This is a genomic window from Halioglobus sp. D3-4 (genome assembly GCF_055809315.1).
On the sequence record NZ_CM147907.1, the window covers coordinates 699747 to 715685 of the forward strand.

Sequence of the window (15939 nt, forward strand, 5' to 3'; positions counted from 1 at the left end):
ACATTTTCTGCTGTTTCACGCTTGTAGTGCCTACTGGATGTGAACTCGAAATGCAAGAAACGAATATATGGTGGGGGCTTTGGTTCATCCGCTATTTGGCTTATCCTAGAGTCATTGAGCGAAATTTGGTCAACCGCTACTGGAGAACCTGTCCCTTGCTAAAAGCGCGTAAATTGAAGAAATTGGAAAAACAGATGGACAATGCCACCAGCTACGAAGAGTGGAGCGAGGCCGCCCTGCAGCATGACGAAATAACGGGCGAGAAGCGGTGGCGACAAATGGACCACACCCGCCAGTACGACTATGCGCAGATTCGTTTGCGCCTGGACAAACTGCGCAGTTTACGCGCGCGCCACGATCATCAGGGGTTGTTGTTCACTTTGAATGAGGGAATTCACGGTAACATGGGCGGCATGGGCCGGCACAGTCTGTATAACCGCGCAAAATTTGGCACCAAAACCCTGATAGAGCAATACATTGACGAGGTTGACGATTCACTGCGATTTCTCGCAGAGCTGGACGACATCGATGTGCAGGAAAAACTCGACTTTTTCTACCGCGCGAATATCTGTTTCGGACGATCTGCGCTGATGTTGAGTGGGGGTGGGGTACTGGGCTTCTACCACCTCGGTGTGGTCAAGACCCTGCTTGAGCAGGGCTTGCTGCCGCGTGTGATATCGGGGTCCAGTGCTGGCTCTTTGGTCGCAGGTACTCTGGGGACTCATAGCGACAAGGAACTGGAACGTTTTTATGAACCGGCGAATGTGGTGACTGAAGCGGAGCGTGAGGCCAGCGCTTTCACCCGCATGTTCTTCGGCGCCAATGCGCAGATCGACGTCGGCGACCTTGAAAAGCTTATCGCTCGGATGATCCCCGATATGACGTTCCAGGAGGCATACGAAAAGACAGGTCGGCAGATTAGCATCTCAGTGGCACCTGCCGAAACACATCAGCGCTCCAGATTACTGAATGCAATCACCTCACCCAACGTCTATGTCCGGTCAGCGGTAATGGCTTCATGCGCCGTGCCGGGTGTCTTTCCGCCTGTGATGCTGATGGCCAAAAACCAGCATGGTGAGCGGCAGCCCTATCTGCCCACCCGGAGGTGGGTGGACGGTTCAATCGCCGATGACCTCCCTGCCAAGCGCCTGCAACGGCTCTATTCAACCAACCATTACATAGTGAGTATGGTGAACCCGGTTGCCATTCCCTTCCTGAACAATGACTCAAATCGCGGTGCGTTGAACAAGGCATTGGGAACTCTGGGGGTTGGCGTTGGCCGCGAACTGCTGAATTTTTATCGCGGTATGGTGCAGGATCGCAGCGATACCTGGCCGCGGTTCAATATGCTGATGAGTAGCGTTCATGCCCTGGTGGATCAGGAGTACAGTGGTGATATCAATATTGTTCCGAGGTTCAAATGGTACAACCCTGCCAAGCTATTGTCCCATTTGTCAGAGAAAGATCTAATCGACCTGATGCATGGCGGTGAGAGGTCGACCTATCCTGCGGTGGAGGCGATTCGAACCTGCACCAAGATCAGCCGCACAATGGAAGAAATCCTGCAGCGCTTTGAGCAGGGGGACCTGCGTCCGGATGATTCCGAATATCATCGTCCCCGCACGTCTCGACGCAGGCCGGCCCCGACACGCGCTGATCGGCAGGCATTGCGTGAGCACCGCTTGCACTCCGGTCAAGTAGAGAAGCCTGCGGCTACCAAGTCAGCGGCCCCACGCAAAAAGAAAGCGGCGCGTGGCAAGTCGACCATCCAACGCAAGCCCAAGGTATCCCGAAAGTCGGAGGGCTCGCGTCAAGTAGCCTGAGCTATCTGAGTTTGTCCCAGAACGCACCAATGCATGCGGTCTCGACCTGTTAAGAGGGTGTTTTGGTGGTACCCGACACCATTTTCCGGTAATTGTGCTGCTGTGCACGACGGTGCCATGGGGGTCTTTTCGGGTGTCAGTTTTTTTTACGATTTTTCGCATAAAAAACCATCTATTCCCATAACTTATTGATAAATAAGAAAAATAAAAACTGGCACGAATAGTGCTTTATGTCCATCGGGATTTAAACTTTTACTTGGGCTGCTTCGAAGCGTGTCAATCCCACAGTCGACTCCTCAGGATGTCAGTTGTCGATTTCGAAGTCAGGGCCAAGCGAAATTGGAGTGTGAAGCTATGTTAACCAGTAAATTAATGAAGTTTGTAGTCGGGGCGTTGGGACTCGGTGTAGTAAGCGCAACCCAGGCCGCAGTTATTACTCTGGATTTTGAGAATATTGCGCCGTACCCCAACAACAACGACGTTTTTGTTCAGGATTACTATAATGGAGGAACCTCTTCCATTGGTACCAGCGGTACGAACTACGGTATTAGCTTTTCCAGCAACTCGCTGGCGATTTGTCTGAACTCCACCTCCGTGTTCTGTTCAAACACTTCGCGCGGTGGTCTGGACCCCGCGTCTGATGAAGGCGGCCTGTTCTTCCTGACCGGCTCCGAGTCCATCATGAATGTCGCGGCAGGGTTTGATACTGGCTTTGCCTTCAACTATGTGTCCCTGAGCAATCCCGGTTCAGTGTCCGTCTACGACGGCCTCGATGGCACAGGTAACCTGCTCGCGACAATTAACCTGAGCCCCAACGCGGGTTCATGCCCGGGCTACGGCGCTGGTTTCTGTCCGTTTTCCCCGATCGGTGTCGGCTTTGCGGGTACGGCTAAATCTGTCTCATTTGCCGGTGTAGCCAACCAGATCGTGTTTGACGACATTACGTTTGGCGCTGTGGCACCGCCGACTGTACCGGTACCTGCGACTGTCGCACTGCTGGGTCTGGGTCTGGCCGGCCTTGGCTGGACACGCCGCAAGAAAGCGTAGTCATTCAAGCTGATTCTCTAAACCCGCTGCGGCGGGTTTTTTGTTGCCTGCGAAACGGGTTGCGTTAGTATTGTCCGGCCCCGGCGCGCACTGCGGATAAGCGGTGATGCCCCGTCGAGCATAAGTGCATGTATTGCCCCCGTGCAGGGACACTGAGAATTATGAGCAGTATCTACAGTTTTCCACCCGTTGCCGATGCTAGCGCCGAGCGTCTGATACTCGGCTCGATGCCGGGAAAAGTGTCGCTGTCAGCACAGCAATATTATGCCCATCCGCGCAATCTCTTCTGGCGTTTCATGTCATTGGTGATGGGGGTGCCGGAGTCACTCACTTACCAACAGCGCTGCAGGGCATTGGTCGAGCGACAGATTGCGTTGTGGGACGTGTTAAAAACCTGTGTTCGAAGCAGTAGTCTCGATGCGGATATTGACGAAGCGTCCATTGTTCCCAACGATTTCGAAACATTTCTCTGCGCCCACCCGAATATTCGATACATCTATTTCAATGGCGCAAAAGCAGAAGCGAGCTATCTGCGGTATGTGCAACCGCAACTGCCCGCCCATTTGGCGGCGATTGAAAAGCGTCGCCTGCCCTCTACCAGTCCGGCAAACGCCGCTACGCCGCTAGCGGTTAAACTTGAGCACTGGCAGGCGATCACGCATAGCGCGTAATCACCTGTTTGCCTAGCGCCATCAAATGCACCTGGTCGGGGCCATCCGCCTGGCGACACCAGCGCGCGTAGTTGAACGCCTCCGCCATGCAGTAGTCCTCGGTCAGCCCGCCGGCGCCGTGCATTTGCATGCAGCGATCGATCACGGTCTGGGCCAACAGCGGCACCGTCGTTTTACTGGCGGCGATCATATCCAGCGCACCCTTGGCGCCGACCTCGTCCATTTTCTTGCAGGTTTTCAGTACCAGCAGACGCGCCATTTCGATCTCTGAAAAGCAGCGCGCGATATCTTCACGCACGGACTGGTGTTTGCTCAGTGTACGGCCAAAGGTGGAGCGCGAGGACACGCGTTGACAGGCCAGTTCCAGTGAGCGCTGGGCGGCCCCGATCAAGCGCATACAGTGGTGAATACGTCCCGGCCCCAGCCTGCCCTGAGCGATTTCAAAGCCCCTGCCAGGGCCCAGCAGGACATTGTCCAGCGGTACACGCACATTGTCGAATACCATCTCGGCATGGCCGATAGGGGCATCGTCATAGCCCAGTGTCGTCAGCGGACGAAGCAATTGCAGCCCGGGGGTATCCTTGGGAACCAATATCTGTGTCTGCTGCATGTGGCGATTCGGGTTTTCCGGGTCCGATTTTCCCATCACGATGAATATACGCGTGCGTTCGTACAGCGCGCCGGTGATAAACCATTTGCGGCCGTTGAGCACCCACTCGTCGCCATCGCGAACGATACTCAGTTCGATATTGGTGGCATCGGAAGACGCGACCTGGGGTTCTGTCATCGCATACGAGGAGCGGATATCACCCGCCAACAGCGGCGTCAACCATTTCTCCTGCTGTTCACGCGTGCCGTACTTCATGAAGACTTCCATGTTGCCGGTGTCAGGCGCGTTGCAGTTGAATACCTCGGGAGACCACAGTACACGCCCCATGATTTCAGCCAGCGGCGCGTAGTCAAAGTTGCTCAGGCCATCGTTATCACTGAATTCAGAGAGTGCAGGTGGAATAAACAGGTTCCACAAGCCCGCCGCTTTCGCCTTGGTCTTGAGTTCATCCATGATGGGCAAGTAGCTATAGCGGTTGCTCGCACTATGCAACTGCTGCGCATACTCGGCCTCACGCGGATAGATGTGTTCATCCATAAACTGTTGGAGTGATGACTGATACCTGAGGGAGTCTTCGCTGAATTCAAACACGGCAGTTTCCATTATGGGCTGGGAAAAAAAATCGCATGGCGAAGAAGTCGCCATGCATATGAGGTGTGAAGGAGTGAACTCGGCAGTGCGCCCACCCTCCCAGTGGCTATCTGCGCCGGGCAGTTTCCCCGCGTGATCTAGCGGAGCCAGAGACTGCCCGGGAATTAGGCAGACCGGGCTAGATGCGTTCGATGATAATCGCTGGCGCCATGCCGCCGGCAGCACACATCGTCACCAGACCGAACTGTTGGTCGCGTCGCTCCAGTTCATCCAGAACAGTGCCGATCAACAGGGCGCCGGTAGCACCGATAGGGTGACCCAGCGCCATCGCGCCGCCGTTGACATTGACTTTTTCGCGGTCGAGATCGAGGTCGCGAATGAATTTCTCTGTGACTACAGCAAAGGCTTCATTGATCTCGAACAGGTCGATATCCCCGATGGACAAACCCGCTTTGGCCAGCACTTTACGCGCTGCCGGAACCGGCGCGTTCAGCATCAGGGTAGGGCAGTCACCCATATTACACATCGCCTTGATACGCGCGCGAGGCTTCATTCCGTGTGCTTTTGCGTATTCAGGTGAGGCCAGCAGTACCGCGCCAGCGCCATCGACAACGCCCGAGGAGTTGCCCGCGTGGTGCATGTGAGTGATTTCCAGCCCCGGGTACTTTTGTAGCACCATGCTGCGGTAGGTGGTGCCGCTTTCGTCCAATGGGTAATCCGCCACAGGGGCAAAAGAGGGCTGAAGTTCGGCCAGACCTTCCAGTGTTGTCTGGGGTCGCGGAAACTCCTCTTTATCCAGCGCCAGGGTGCCGTCTACCGAGTACACAGGTATCAGGCTCTTGTTGAAATATCCGTTCTCGATCGCGTGGGCTGCACGCTGTTGAGAGGTGTATGCCAGTGTATCCAGTGCGGTGCGGTCTATGCCTTCCATGCTGGCGATGGCGTCGGCGCATACACCTTGGTGTGGCTGCGGGTGCAGCGCACGCAGTGCGAGGTTGCCGTTATCCAGAAACATGCTCGGCATCGAGCCCTCTTCACTGTAGAGCGACATCATTTCCGCGCCGCCTCCGATAACCAGATCCTCGGTGCCGGACATGATGCTCATCGCGGCCAGATTGACCGAGGTAATACCGGAGCCGCAAAAGCGATCCAGCGTCATACCGCTGGAGCGGATGTCGTAGCCTGCCTCCAGAGCGGACATACGCGCGAGGTCGCCACTTTGACGGCCGCGCTGGGAACTGGTGCCGAAGATCACATCGTCGACTTCTGCTGTGTTCAGGTCATTGCGCTCTGCAATGGCCTTGAGCACGGTAGCACCCAAGTGCTGAGGGTGTTGCTCTGCGAGAGAGCCCTTACCTTTTTTACCTATGCCGCGGGGTGTGCGGCAGGCATCTATAATCCATGCTTCTGACATTGTTCTGCTCCTTATTTACCTTTCCAGTTGGGGGCGCGTTTCTCAGCGAAAGCGATGGACCCTTCCATTGCATCTTCACTGCCAAAAACCGGCATAACGATTTCCTGCTGTTTTTGCCACATTTCGTCTTCTGACCAGTTCACTGATTCCTGGATAACCTGTTTACTGATGGCGACAGCCAGCGGACCGTTGGCGACGATTCTGGCGGCCAGCGCCTTGGCGGCTTCCAGTGCGGTGCCAGAGGGGACAACCTGGTTCACCAGACCGATTTCGTAGGCGCGCTCCGCGCTGATAAAATCACCGGTGATTGCGAGTTCCATCGCCAATCGGGAGGGAATCTGACGGGGCAGCCTGATCAGGCCACCGGCTGCGGCTGCAAGGCCGCGCTTCACTTCCGGGATACCGAATTTGGCATCGTCGGCTGTTACCAGCAGATCGCAGGCAATCGCCAGTTCCAGACCACCGGCCAGTGCATAGCCTTCAATGGCGCCGATCAGCGGTTTACGCGGCGTGGATTCTGTCAGGCCGGCAAATCCACGACCTTCCACCATCGGCATTTCGCCGCTGACGAACGCCTTCAGGTCCATACCGGCACAGAACGTACCACCGGCGCCGGTGAGAATAGCGACATGGATGCTGTCATTGCTGTCCAGTTCATCCATTGCGGCAGCAACGCCCTCTGCAACGGCGCGATTAGCGGCGTTTTTCGCCTTGGGCCGATTCAGGGTGACGGTCATAATACCGTCCGTTACGTCTACCAATACTTCCTCAGACATCGTTATGGTCCTCTTCGTTGAAACAATGGATAGCACAGCTAAGTGCCGGTGGGTTAGTTAGTCAGTTAGCATCATCGCCAGGCTGGAAAGTTGTTCCACCGCCTCGCCCTGAGAGTCTGCCTCGGCGCTCGATGCGGTACCAATCTGTGCGCGCTTTACAATCCCCTGCAAAATGGCCGCCAGGCGGAACAGTGAGAACACCAGATAGAAATTCCAGTTGTCGATGCCGTCGCGTCCCGTGCGTTCGCAGTAGCGGGCAATATACTCTTCATCGGTGGGGATACCCAGTGCAGCTCTATCTACACCTGCCAGCCCCTTGATTCGGCCCTCGCGCGGCAACATCCAGGCCATACACTGGTTAGCGAGATCCGCCAGTGGGTGACCCAGGGTGGACAATTCCCAGTCGAGCAGGGCGATGACTCGCGGTTCAGTGGGGTGGAACATCATATTATCCAGGCGGTAGTCGCCGTGAACCAGGCTGATAGTACCGTCATCCTCGGGCATACGTGCGGCAAGCCACGGCATCAGGGATTCCATTGCGGCGATTTTGCGTGTCTCCGATGCGCGGTACTGCTTGCTCCAGCGTGCCAGCTGCCTCTCAAAATAGTTGCCGGGCTTGCCGAAGTCACCGAGCCCCACTGCATTGACATCTACATTGTGCAGGGCTGCCATAGTCTGGTTCATCGCATCGTAGATCGCAGCGCGTTCGGTGTTGTCTACTGCTTCCGGCAGCAACGGGTCCCATAGAATACGACCCTCCTTGTACTCCATCACATAAAACATGGAGCCGATAACGCTGTCATCTTCGCACAGGACATGCGTCCTGGGGACAGGGACATCAGTGTCGCGCAATGCGCTGATGACGCGGAACTCGCGGTCTACGGCATGCGCGGATTTAAGCAATTCGCCGGGTGGTTTGCGCCTAAGCACATAATGCTGCCCGTCGGCGGATGTCAGCTTAAAAGTCGGGTTGGATTGGCCGCCGGCGAACTTTTCCGCAGTTACCGGGCCCTTTAAACCGGGGATGTGTTGCGTCAGGTAGTCGCTGAGGCTTTGGGTGTCCAGTGTTTGTGTTTTCATAGACCTTTCGTTTCGCAGTGCAGCACGGATTTAGACCGTGGCAAAGTCTGTGCTGTGGGTGAGTCTGTAACAATGACAGGTCGCAACAAAAAAATGTACCGGAAATTACATCCCTAATACAATTATAGGCTGTCTCAATTGAAGAGCGATTCAAATTAACCGTTGTACTGTGCCAAGCGGCGGTGTTTGGCTGTTAACGGCCCTACTGGAAACTCGCGAAGGACAGCGCTATTATCTGTACTGGCCAGACGGGGTTGGCGCGCTAGGGGGTAGTGCGCCTGCCGATCATGTGCACGAATTGGCCGTGCCGTGGACGGATCTAGAGCAGTGACACAATATGTATAAGAACAAGCTTGGCAGATGCAGGCGAAGTGCCAGTGGCGCATTGATCGTGCTGCTGGCTTTGATGGCGGTGGGGTGCACTACCCAGACGGTGCAACCGGTCCCGCAGCAGGTGCAGTCAGCGCCACCGTCAGACAAACTGATTCTCGGCAACGACATCCTGTTTTCCGCGCTCGGGCAGGTCGGGATCCCCTACCGCTATGGCGGTAGCAGCCCGGATATGGGCTTTGATTGCAGTGGCTTGATCCAGTATGTCTATGCAGAAAGCGTCGATATCAAGTTGCCCCGCACTGTCGCGGGTATGATACAGATCGATGCACCCACCATAGACGAAGAAAACCTGGAAGCGGGCGATCTCGTCATTTTTGCGACAGGGTGGGGTGATCGTCCCAGTCATGCGGGCATCTATGTAGGTGAGGGGCGGTTTGTCCATGCACCCAGTAGCGGTGGTGTCGTGCGTATGGATCTTTTAAGTTCCGACTATTGGCAGCGCAGTTATCTCAAGGCGAAACGACCGTTGGCCAGTCTTGGTAGGTAAGCCGCTGACAATCTGCGCACGGTGCCAGCACGAATGAATTTACCCGGGGACAGCGCCACTGTGGTTCAGCCGATCAACAGTGCAGAACAACGGCAAGTCGCGCAGCGAACAGAAGAATTTATTGTCCGCGCTGAGCAGTTTTTTTCCCGCCGCTTTGACCGTGTGCCAGTGCTCTTTGATCTAAAGGGGCGCGCAGCGGGGATGTTCAAGGTGATTGGCAAGCGTCGACTCATTCGCTACAACCCATGGATATTCGCCAAGTACTTTGAGGAAAACCTGCGCGATACTGTACCGCATGAAGTGGCGCACTACATTGTGCACGAGGTCTATCCGCGGCGCACTACTAAACCGCACGGCCGTGCCTGGAAAAACCTGATGGCAGAGTTTGGTGCCGACCCCGGTGTGACATTTGATCTTGATCTTGACGGTGTGCCCCAGCGCAGCCAGAAAACCCACCCTTATTATTGCGGGTGCCAGCTGCACCAAGTTTCCACAACGCGGCACAACCGTGTACAAAGGCGCCGAATGCGCTATCACTGTTGCTCCTGCAACGGCCTGCTCGTGTACACACCGCATCAGCAATTTGAACTGCCGCTCTCTGCTGAACAGCCGACCGGCAACGCCGTTTAGTCGCTGATCCCCAGCTCGACACCACTGAATTCATTGTCGCTCTCTTTCAGGTTTGCCTGGGACACTACCGCCCGTTCAGCCGCCAGATTCACTTCACTCACAAGGTAGAGCTTTACCGCAGCGGCGCGCGCGCCAGCCAGGCTGATCATCTCTTCGTCGGAAATGGTGATACTGGCCTCTATCATCTTGTACTGCTCCAGTGCGGTGGGCTCCAGGCTGTCTGTCCCCGGGTCGGGGAGGCCAGAGTACAGCTCAGCGATCTCCTCTTCCCACTGCAGGCTTCGGGCTTTGATCTCTTCCTCGGAGAGGCCGCGTTCCAGCAGCACGGTGTTGAGCTTACTGCGCTGAAGTTTCTCCCGATCGCTCTCCAGATTGAGGCGACCGGTGATAACCAGCGATAGCTGTGGTCTCTGGCGAAGGGCTTCGGCCAGTTCATTTAATTTTTCCTGGCTGCGTTCTGTCAGGGTCGCTGAGCCGGACGGAAACGTGATTCGCTGCAGGTCATCCTTAGTATTGACGAGATTGGCCAACAGGGAGAAGGGCGCTGTGACCGCTTTGCTCAGCAGGTTGACAATGGCATTGGAAATCACACCGCTGAGATCAAAACCGGGGTTGTTGACATCGCCGCTTACCGGCACCGAAATATCGATCACTCCGTTGGAATCTGTGAGAATCGCCAACGCGAGTTCCAGCGGAAGGTCGAGAGCCTTGTCACTGGAGATTTTTTCACCCAGCTTGAGTTTCTCTACCCGAATCGAGTTCTCTCCCTTCAAGAGATCTTCCTTGAGCGAGTAGTGCAGATTTAGGTCGAGCAGGCCGCGGTCTATCACATAGCCAGCGTAGGTGCCGGAATAGGGCGAAAGCAGTGCCATATCAACGCCGTCGAAAACCAGTTTCAGATCGAGGTTGGTCGGCTCGGCCAGCGGAATGACTTCGCCTGAGAGGGTCACAGGGGCATAGCCATCAACCGATCCCTTGAGGCCGACGGTTGCCGCTCGCTCGGGATCTGAGCTCAGGTTGCGCACGTCCCCCTGCAGGTCACCGATAACAGTGCGGAACTGAATGGGGAGTGATTCATCCATAAAATCGATAGCGCTATCGCTGATCTGTATCATGGGAAGACTGAATGTCCAGGGCTTGTCAGCGGTCAGATCCTCAGCAATTTGTTGAGCCTCTTCGCCCACTTCTTCCTGCCAGATTTTTGACGCGTTGATCGAGCCGTCCTGATTGATATGCAAACGCCCGGTGTAGGCATTGATGGTCAACTGCTCCAGTAACAGGCTGTGCTCTGTCATGTCGACAGCCAGCCCGTCAATACGCAGTAGATCAAAGCCAGTGAGTCGGACCTCGGCGCCCTCGCGGCGGGCGGAAAATTCTCGAAATCTGCCATCCAGGGTTATGGTGGTGGGTGAATAGTCCTGCAGGGCCACCTGTCCTTCCACCGCCACATTGCCGCCGGTGATGGTCGCTTTGAGTGCCGAGGGCAAGTTCGGATTAAACCAGGTCAGCGGCAGTCCTTGCAGTGAGTAGTCGATGCTGCCATTCCCCGGGCCAAGAGCGAGATTTCCTGTCACGTTGAACTGCGCTTGCTGGTTAATCGACAGGCTCAGGGACAGCTTTGTATCGCCGGACAGTGGCCAGCTGAGTTGCTCCAGCGACGCCTCCAGTGGCTTTATTTCCAGCACTTCGGGGTCAGTGAACTCGGAGCGCCAGCGCACGCGGCTGTCGCGAAGCTGCACTTTATTGAGCGCCACGGCCCAGGATGTTGCATCAGTGTCCTCGTCTGTATCTGCTGCTCCAGCGGGCAGATTAACGGCGAACAAGTCTTCCAGGCTGATACGGGACTCCTCCATCCAACCCGCCACGGCGAGCGTATCCAGTGTCACTGCATTCAGTGTGACTGTCTGAGTTGCGCTGTCGACTGCGATATCATCAATATCGAGTTCAGTGAGGCTGACCGCGGTTTCAGCCAGTTGCGTCGGATCTTTAGGCGCGATATCGAGTTCGGTGAGTTTGAGGTGGCCGCGGCTGATGTCATAGCGCAGTTCGTCGTTCCAGCTTACCGTGTAGTCAGTCTCAATCAGCAGTCGGCCGGAGCGGAGTTCGAACGCCACCCAGGGTTGGGCGTATTCCCACAGCTTGTGTAAATTCAGGTCAGACAGGATGAGACGCCCCTTGCTTTGGCCCTGAGGAATAGAGATGTCGCCGGTCCATTGCAGTTTGCCGCCATCTGCAGCCTCGACTTCGACGCTGAACGCACGCCCCTCCTCGAACACAGTGGAGATGTTTTCCACCTGAATTTGCAGTCCGTTCCAGCGGCTTACATAAACGGTGTCAAGGGTTGCATCGTTGAATACGATGGATTCGGAGTGCAACTCGAGATCGTGAATAGTCACGCCGGGAAGCGGGGCATCTTCCTCCACGGCGGGTTCTTCAGGAGGGGCATCGCTGCTGATTAGATCGGAAAAGTTGAACTCATCCTCGGTTAGCCGAGTGACCTCAATATACAGATCGCGGATTCTCACCGTGTCGAGTACCCAGCCGGGTTGCCACAGGCCCTGCAGCGACAGGTCGATGGAGGCTTCACTGAAGCTGATGAAGCGTTCGCCGCTATCGTCGTTTAGCTGTGCGTCATTGATGTCCAGGCTGAGTGTAAAGGGGTTGAGTAGTATCCAGCCCGTGTGCAGTTCCCGGCCGTAATTGTCCATGAGGTATTTGTGCGGGAGTATGTTCAGTGCAGGTGTGAGTACCAGCAGAAAAATCGCCAGATATAGGGCGTATATTATAGCGAGGACGCGCAGAAAAATTCGCACAAAAAGAATTTCCTTGGTTGTTTTGATATGTGTTCAATATAGAGCATATGGAGGGGAATGCCCACTGTGCGGGTTGTTGGATACGTGCTCAAAGTCCCTTGCGATAGGTGTAGGGTGTGACACCGGTCCACCCTTTGAATGCACGGATAAACGCGCTGGATTCAGAGAAGCCCGCACGGAATGAAATTTCCTCAATGCTCAGGCCCTGCTTACCCAGAAAGTGCAACGCTGTGTCACGGCGGACCTGGTTCTTGATGTCCTTGAAGGTGGTGCCCTCCCCGGCGAGTCGACGACGCAGGGTCTGAGGGTGCACCTCCAGTGCAGTGGCTACTTCATTCAGTTCCGGAATATCCCGCAGCTGCCGGCGTACCAGGTTTCTGACCCTCGAGGTCCAACTGTTTGCAGCGTACTCCTGGGTCAATAGAATCAGCGACGGGTGACGCAGGAAGTGGCGCAGCGAGGTTTCGTTCTGTGCCACACGTTTTTCCAGCGCGTTGCTGGAGAGCAGTAGCTGGGAGTGGGGCTGCTCGAACTGCATCGGGTTGCCCAGAAACATGTGCCGGTAGTCCAGCGCAGGGGCTTGTGCCGCTGATTCAAGCTGCACCGCCTGCAGTGGCAAGTGTTCCTGCACCAGCCAGCTGGCAAAGCGATGGGAGTTGAACAGCAGCAGTTCGTGTAGGTAGGAATGCGGCGGATAACAATTGTCCTGTGCCTTCAGCACAATGCGTGCCTGATCCCCGTCCTCCTCGAGTGTCGGAGTCAGACCCATCTCAAACAACTGGTAAAAACGGCAGAAGCGATTCAGTGCCTGGCCCAGTGTTTCGCTGCCGATCACCGCGTGGCACATCATCGACCAGCAACCGACGGGCATGGGGCGGGAGCCATAGCCTAGTGTTTCGTCATTCATCGCTTGCATAGTGCTGACCTGCAGATCGGCAAATCGCTCGATAGAAATCCGCGCATCGTTCTCCAGCATCAGTCGCGGAGAAATGCGATGTTCGCGCAGCAGGTTAATCGGGTCTAGCCCCTGGGCGACCGCATTTTTTAATACGGCCCGTGCAAAATAGACTGAGACGGATAAGTCGCGCATACGGTGGTCAGACGTTGCTGAATTGGGTACTGAGACGTATCGGCTGATTGTCTACCGAGGCCACTCGGTTGCGCCCGCCGTGTTTTGCCAGATGCATTGCTCGATGCGCCTCGTGGGTGAGTTTGTCCAGGTCAGTTTCTCCAACCGCACCTGCTACCCCCACGCTCACCGTGACTGGGATGCGCTGCTGGTTCACTACCAAGGGCCGTTCAGCGATCTCCGTGCGGATGCGCTCCGCCAGTATGCGTGCACCGTCGAGAGTAGTATGGGGCAGGATCAGTAGAAATTCGTCGCCGCCGGTGCGGGCTACGACATCGCTGGCACGGGATAGCCGCTGCAGGCACTGCGCTACCTGGCGGATCACCTGATCACCGGCTTCGTTGCCGAAATTGCTGTTCATTTCCTTGAAATGATCGATGCCGGCCATCACAGCGCCAGTCGGCTGTTGCCCGCGAGTGGCCTCTGCCAGCGTCAGGTGCAGTGCATTTTCCAACCCGCGGCGATTGAGTAACTGGGTCAGGGGATCTTCAGTGGCAAGGTGTGACAGGCTGCGTTGGTATTCGATCAACATGCTGGCCATAAAGCCCATCGCCACAAGCGAGTAGGCTGAACTGTAAAAGCCGAAGCTCACAGCCTGTGCCAGTGCGAAATTGCCCTCTGCCAGCCACTGGTAGAGGGCCACGCTGACCCCGATAAGCATCAATAGGCTTGCCGCGGCGATAATTCCGTCACCGACGTTGCTCTTTCTCCAACTGCGCCAGCCACATAGTATCCCCGCCGCTACAAAAAAGAATGCAGCGCTAATCATCTGGACGCCGAACATCTGGGGAGGCTTGAGAAAGAAGACACTCAGGCATGCCAGCAGGCAGATGATGCCCATGCTGACCCGCCCCCGGGTAAATCCCGCCCGTTGCCCGGCGGCGGTGAACAGGATGTAGCTGTTGAGTATGGACGCGACGGATGGGATATCCACTACCATTGGAATCGCTGAGCCCTGCTGTAGGGCAAAGGCGATCCAGCCTAGCAGTGCGGCCATAAAGTATACGGTGTAGAGGCCCAGGCCGGGTGATGGGTTGCCTGCATCGCTGAGAACGTAGACCACAAGCATCTGCGCGAAGGTGATTACGAAAATCAGCCCAAAGTACATGATGACCCAACTTTCGGGGTGAATCTGTTCCATAGCCTTTCCAGATTGTGCCGTTGTGAGCGGCTGTAATGTCAAGTCAATTTAATTGTCAGGACGGGTCATTGTTGGCCCACCCGGCGCTCACCATACTGTTGCCCGAATATTTTTACGGCCTGCAGGAGTGCACCATGTTGCAACGAGCATTCACCGAAGAGCAGCAGATGTTTCGCGATGCCTACCGCAAATTTCTCGCAGCGGAGATTGTGCCACATATGGAGAGCTGGCGTGAGGCCGGAATTGTCGATCGCGCGGCGTTTCGCAAAGCGGGGGAGCAGGGCTTTCTGATGATCTGGCCGGACGAAAAGTACGGCGGCATGGGCGATCCCGATTTTCGCTTTGAACAGATCATTATTGAGGAAACCAGCTATGCACGAGTTGGCGATTGGTATAACAGCCTGCACAGCCGCTTGGTGGGCCCGTATCTGACGCGGTTCGGCACTGAAGAGCAGTGCCAGCGACTGTTGCCTGCGTGCGTCAGTGGTGAGAGTATTCTGGCCATTGCGATGACCGAGCCGGATGCAGGCAGTGACCTTGCCGGCATGCGTTCCACGGCGGTGGAGAAGGATAATCACTGGGTACTCAACGGCTCGAAAACGTTTATCTCCAATGGCGTAAATGCCGATATCGTGATTGTTGCGGCTAAAACCGACCCCGATAACAATCCCCACCACATGACGCTGTTTATTGTCGAGCGCGGCATGGAGGGCTTTGAGCGCGGACGCAACCTGAAAAAGATGGGCCTGAAGGCGCAGGATACCGCCGAGCTATTCTTCAACGATGTCAAAGTCCCCAAGGCCAACGTGCTGGGAGAGCCAGGTCAGGGCTTTGTTTACCTGATGAAGGGACTGGCTGAGGAGCGCCTGATCGGTGCCGCCGGCTATCTGTCTGCCGCGCAATTGTCCTGGGATCTCACACTGGATTACGTAAAAGAACGCAAGGCCTTCGGCAAGCCAATTTCCGCTTTCCAGAACACCCAATTCAAGCTGGCTGAACTGCGCACCCAACTGGACTTTGCCCAGGTGTATGTCGATCAGTGTGTCGCTGCTTTTAATGCCGGCCAACTCACGGCCGTCGACGCGGCCAAAGCCAAACTCGCCGCCAGCGAACTGCAGGTGATGGCGGCCGATCTTGGTGTACAGCTTCACGGGGGCAACGGCTACATGGACGAATACCCCATTAGCAGGCAGTATACCGACGCGAAGATTTCAACGATCTACGCCGGCAGTTCCGAGGTAATGAAAATCATCATTAGCCGGGATTTTCTGGGTGAGGATTACACCCCGTTTAACACCCGTAACTTTTAACGCTTTTGTGCTCAACAACTGACC

Annotated in this window: 13 protein-coding genes; 6 read left to right on the forward strand and 7 right to left on the reverse strand. The window is 55.8% G+C overall.

Features of this window, described 5'->3' with window-relative positions; genetic code table 11:
- Positions 1-182 precede the first annotated feature (182 nt).
- The 3 genes from AC0L6S_RS02935 (at position 183) to AC0L6S_RS02945 (ending at position 3541) form a co-directional block, all read left to right on the forward strand.
- A complete protein-coding gene (locus AC0L6S_RS02935; RefSeq protein ID WP_473428539.1) occupies positions 183-1823 on the forward strand; it encodes a DUF3336 domain-containing protein in 1641 nt (546 codons plus the stop codon).
- 354 nt (positions 1824-2177) lie between these two features.
- Positions 2178-2870, forward strand: a complete 693-nt coding sequence (locus AC0L6S_RS02940; RefSeq protein WP_473426928.1) for a PEP-CTERM sorting domain-containing protein — start codon at positions 2178-2180, stop codon at positions 2868-2870.
- 161 nt (positions 2871-3031) lie between these two features.
- On the forward strand, positions 3032-3541 hold the full coding sequence (locus AC0L6S_RS02945) for a DNA-deoxyinosine glycosylase (RefSeq protein WP_473426929.1): 510 nt from the start codon (positions 3032-3034) through the stop codon (positions 3539-3541).
- Here AC0L6S_RS02945 and AC0L6S_RS02950 read toward each other — a convergent pair.
- The 4 genes from AC0L6S_RS02950 to AC0L6S_RS02965 form a co-directional block, all read right to left on the reverse strand.
- The gene (locus AC0L6S_RS02950; protein ID WP_473426930.1) at positions 3525-4742 is read right to left on the reverse strand and encodes an acyl-CoA dehydrogenase family protein; all 1218 of its coding nucleotides are present in this window, start codon (positions 4740-4742) and stop codon (positions 3525-3527) included. The genes AC0L6S_RS02945 and AC0L6S_RS02950 overlap by 17 nt on opposite strands.
- Before the next feature lie 178 nt (positions 4743-4920).
- Positions 4921-6156 (reverse strand): acetyl-CoA C-acetyltransferase, encoded by a 1236-nt coding sequence (locus AC0L6S_RS02955; protein WP_473426931.1) that lies wholly within the window; start codon positions 6154-6156, stop codon positions 4921-4923.
- Positions 6157-6167: 11 nt separating this feature from the next.
- Positions 6168-6932: a crotonase/enoyl-CoA hydratase family protein gene (locus AC0L6S_RS02960; protein ID WP_473426932.1), complete on the reverse strand. Its 765-nt coding sequence runs from the start codon at positions 6930-6932 to the stop codon at positions 6168-6170.
- A gap of 57 nt (positions 6933-6989) precedes the next feature.
- The gene (locus AC0L6S_RS02965; protein ID WP_473426933.1) at positions 6990-8012 is read right to left on the reverse strand and encodes a phosphotransferase family protein; all 1023 of its coding nucleotides are present in this window, start codon (positions 8010-8012) and stop codon (positions 6990-6992) included.
- Positions 8013-8349: 337 nt separating this feature from the next.
- Between AC0L6S_RS02965 and AC0L6S_RS02970 the strand changes: the two genes are divergently transcribed.
- The gene (locus tag AC0L6S_RS02970) at positions 8350-8892 is read left to right on the forward strand and encodes a C40 family peptidase (protein ID WP_473426934.1); all 543 of its coding nucleotides are present in this window, start codon (positions 8350-8352) and stop codon (positions 8890-8892) included.
- Between the two features lie 33 nt (positions 8893-8925).
- The gene (locus AC0L6S_RS02975) at positions 8926-9522 is read left to right on the forward strand and encodes a SprT family zinc-dependent metalloprotease (protein WP_473426935.1); all 597 of its coding nucleotides are present in this window, start codon (positions 8926-8928) and stop codon (positions 9520-9522) included.
- On the opposite strand, the gene AC0L6S_RS02980 is transcribed toward AC0L6S_RS02975, so the two are convergent.
- The 3 genes from AC0L6S_RS02980 to AC0L6S_RS02990 all read right to left on the reverse strand — a co-directional run bounded on the left by AC0L6S_RS02980 (position 9519) and on the right by AC0L6S_RS02990 (position 14605).
- Complete coding sequence (locus AC0L6S_RS02980) at positions 9519-12335, reverse strand: DUF748 domain-containing protein (protein ID WP_473426936.1); 2817 nt, start codon at positions 12333-12335, stop codon at positions 9519-9521. The genes AC0L6S_RS02975 and AC0L6S_RS02980 overlap by 4 nt on opposite strands.
- An 88-nt stretch (positions 12336-12423) precedes the next feature.
- On the reverse strand, positions 12424-13425 hold the full coding sequence (locus tag AC0L6S_RS02985; RefSeq protein ID WP_473426937.1) for an AraC family transcriptional regulator: 1002 nt from the start codon (positions 13423-13425) through the stop codon (positions 12424-12426).
- A gap of 7 nt (positions 13426-13432) precedes the next feature.
- Positions 13433-14605, reverse strand: coding sequence for a GGDEF domain-containing protein (locus AC0L6S_RS02990; protein ID WP_473426938.1), 1173 nt, complete (start codon positions 14603-14605; stop codon positions 13433-13435).
- Between the two features lie 134 nt (positions 14606-14739).
- Between AC0L6S_RS02990 and AC0L6S_RS02995 the strand changes: the two genes are divergently transcribed.
- Positions 14740-15915 carry an acyl-CoA dehydrogenase family protein gene (locus AC0L6S_RS02995; RefSeq protein ID WP_473428540.1) on the forward strand — a complete coding sequence of 392 codons (1176 nt, stop codon included), beginning with the start codon at positions 14740-14742 and terminating at the stop codon, positions 15913-15915.
- Positions 15916-15939 lie beyond the last annotated feature (24 nt).

Coding starts and splice junctions, on each gene's coding strand:
- AC0L6S_RS02940 (WP_473426928.1), top strand. CDS start 2,178: ATGTTAACCAGTAAATTAATGAAGTTTGTAGTCGGGGCGTTGGGACTC.
- AC0L6S_RS02945 (WP_473426929.1), top strand. CDS start 3,032: ATGAGCAGTATCTACAGTTTTCCACCCGTTGCCGATGCTAGCGCCGAG.
- AC0L6S_RS02955 (WP_473426931.1), bottom strand. CDS start 6,156: ATGTCAGAAGCATGGATTATAGATGCCTGCCGCACACCCCGCGGCATA.
- AC0L6S_RS02960 (WP_473426932.1), bottom strand. CDS start 6,932: ATGTCTGAGGAAGTATTGGTAGACGTAACGGACGGTATTATGACCGTC.
- AC0L6S_RS02965 (WP_473426933.1), bottom strand. CDS start 8,012: ATGAAAACACAAACACTGGACACCCAAAGCCTCAGCGACTACCTGACG.
- AC0L6S_RS02970 (WP_473426934.1), top strand. CDS start 8,350: ATGTATAAGAACAAGCTTGGCAGATGCAGGCGAAGTGCCAGTGGCGCA.
- AC0L6S_RS02975 (WP_473426935.1), top strand. CDS start 8,926: ATGAATTTACCCGGGGACAGCGCCACTGTGGTTCAGCCGATCAACAGT.
- AC0L6S_RS02985 (WP_473426937.1), bottom strand. CDS start 13,425: ATGCGCGACTTATCCGTCTCAGTCTATTTTGCACGGGCCGTATTAAAA.
- AC0L6S_RS02990 (WP_473426938.1), bottom strand. CDS start 14,605: ATGGAACAGATTCACCCCGAAAGTTGGGTCATCATGTACTTTGGGCTG.
- AC0L6S_RS02995 (WP_473428540.1), top strand. CDS start 14,740: ATGTTGCAACGAGCATTCACCGAAGAGCAGCAGATGTTTCGCGATGCC.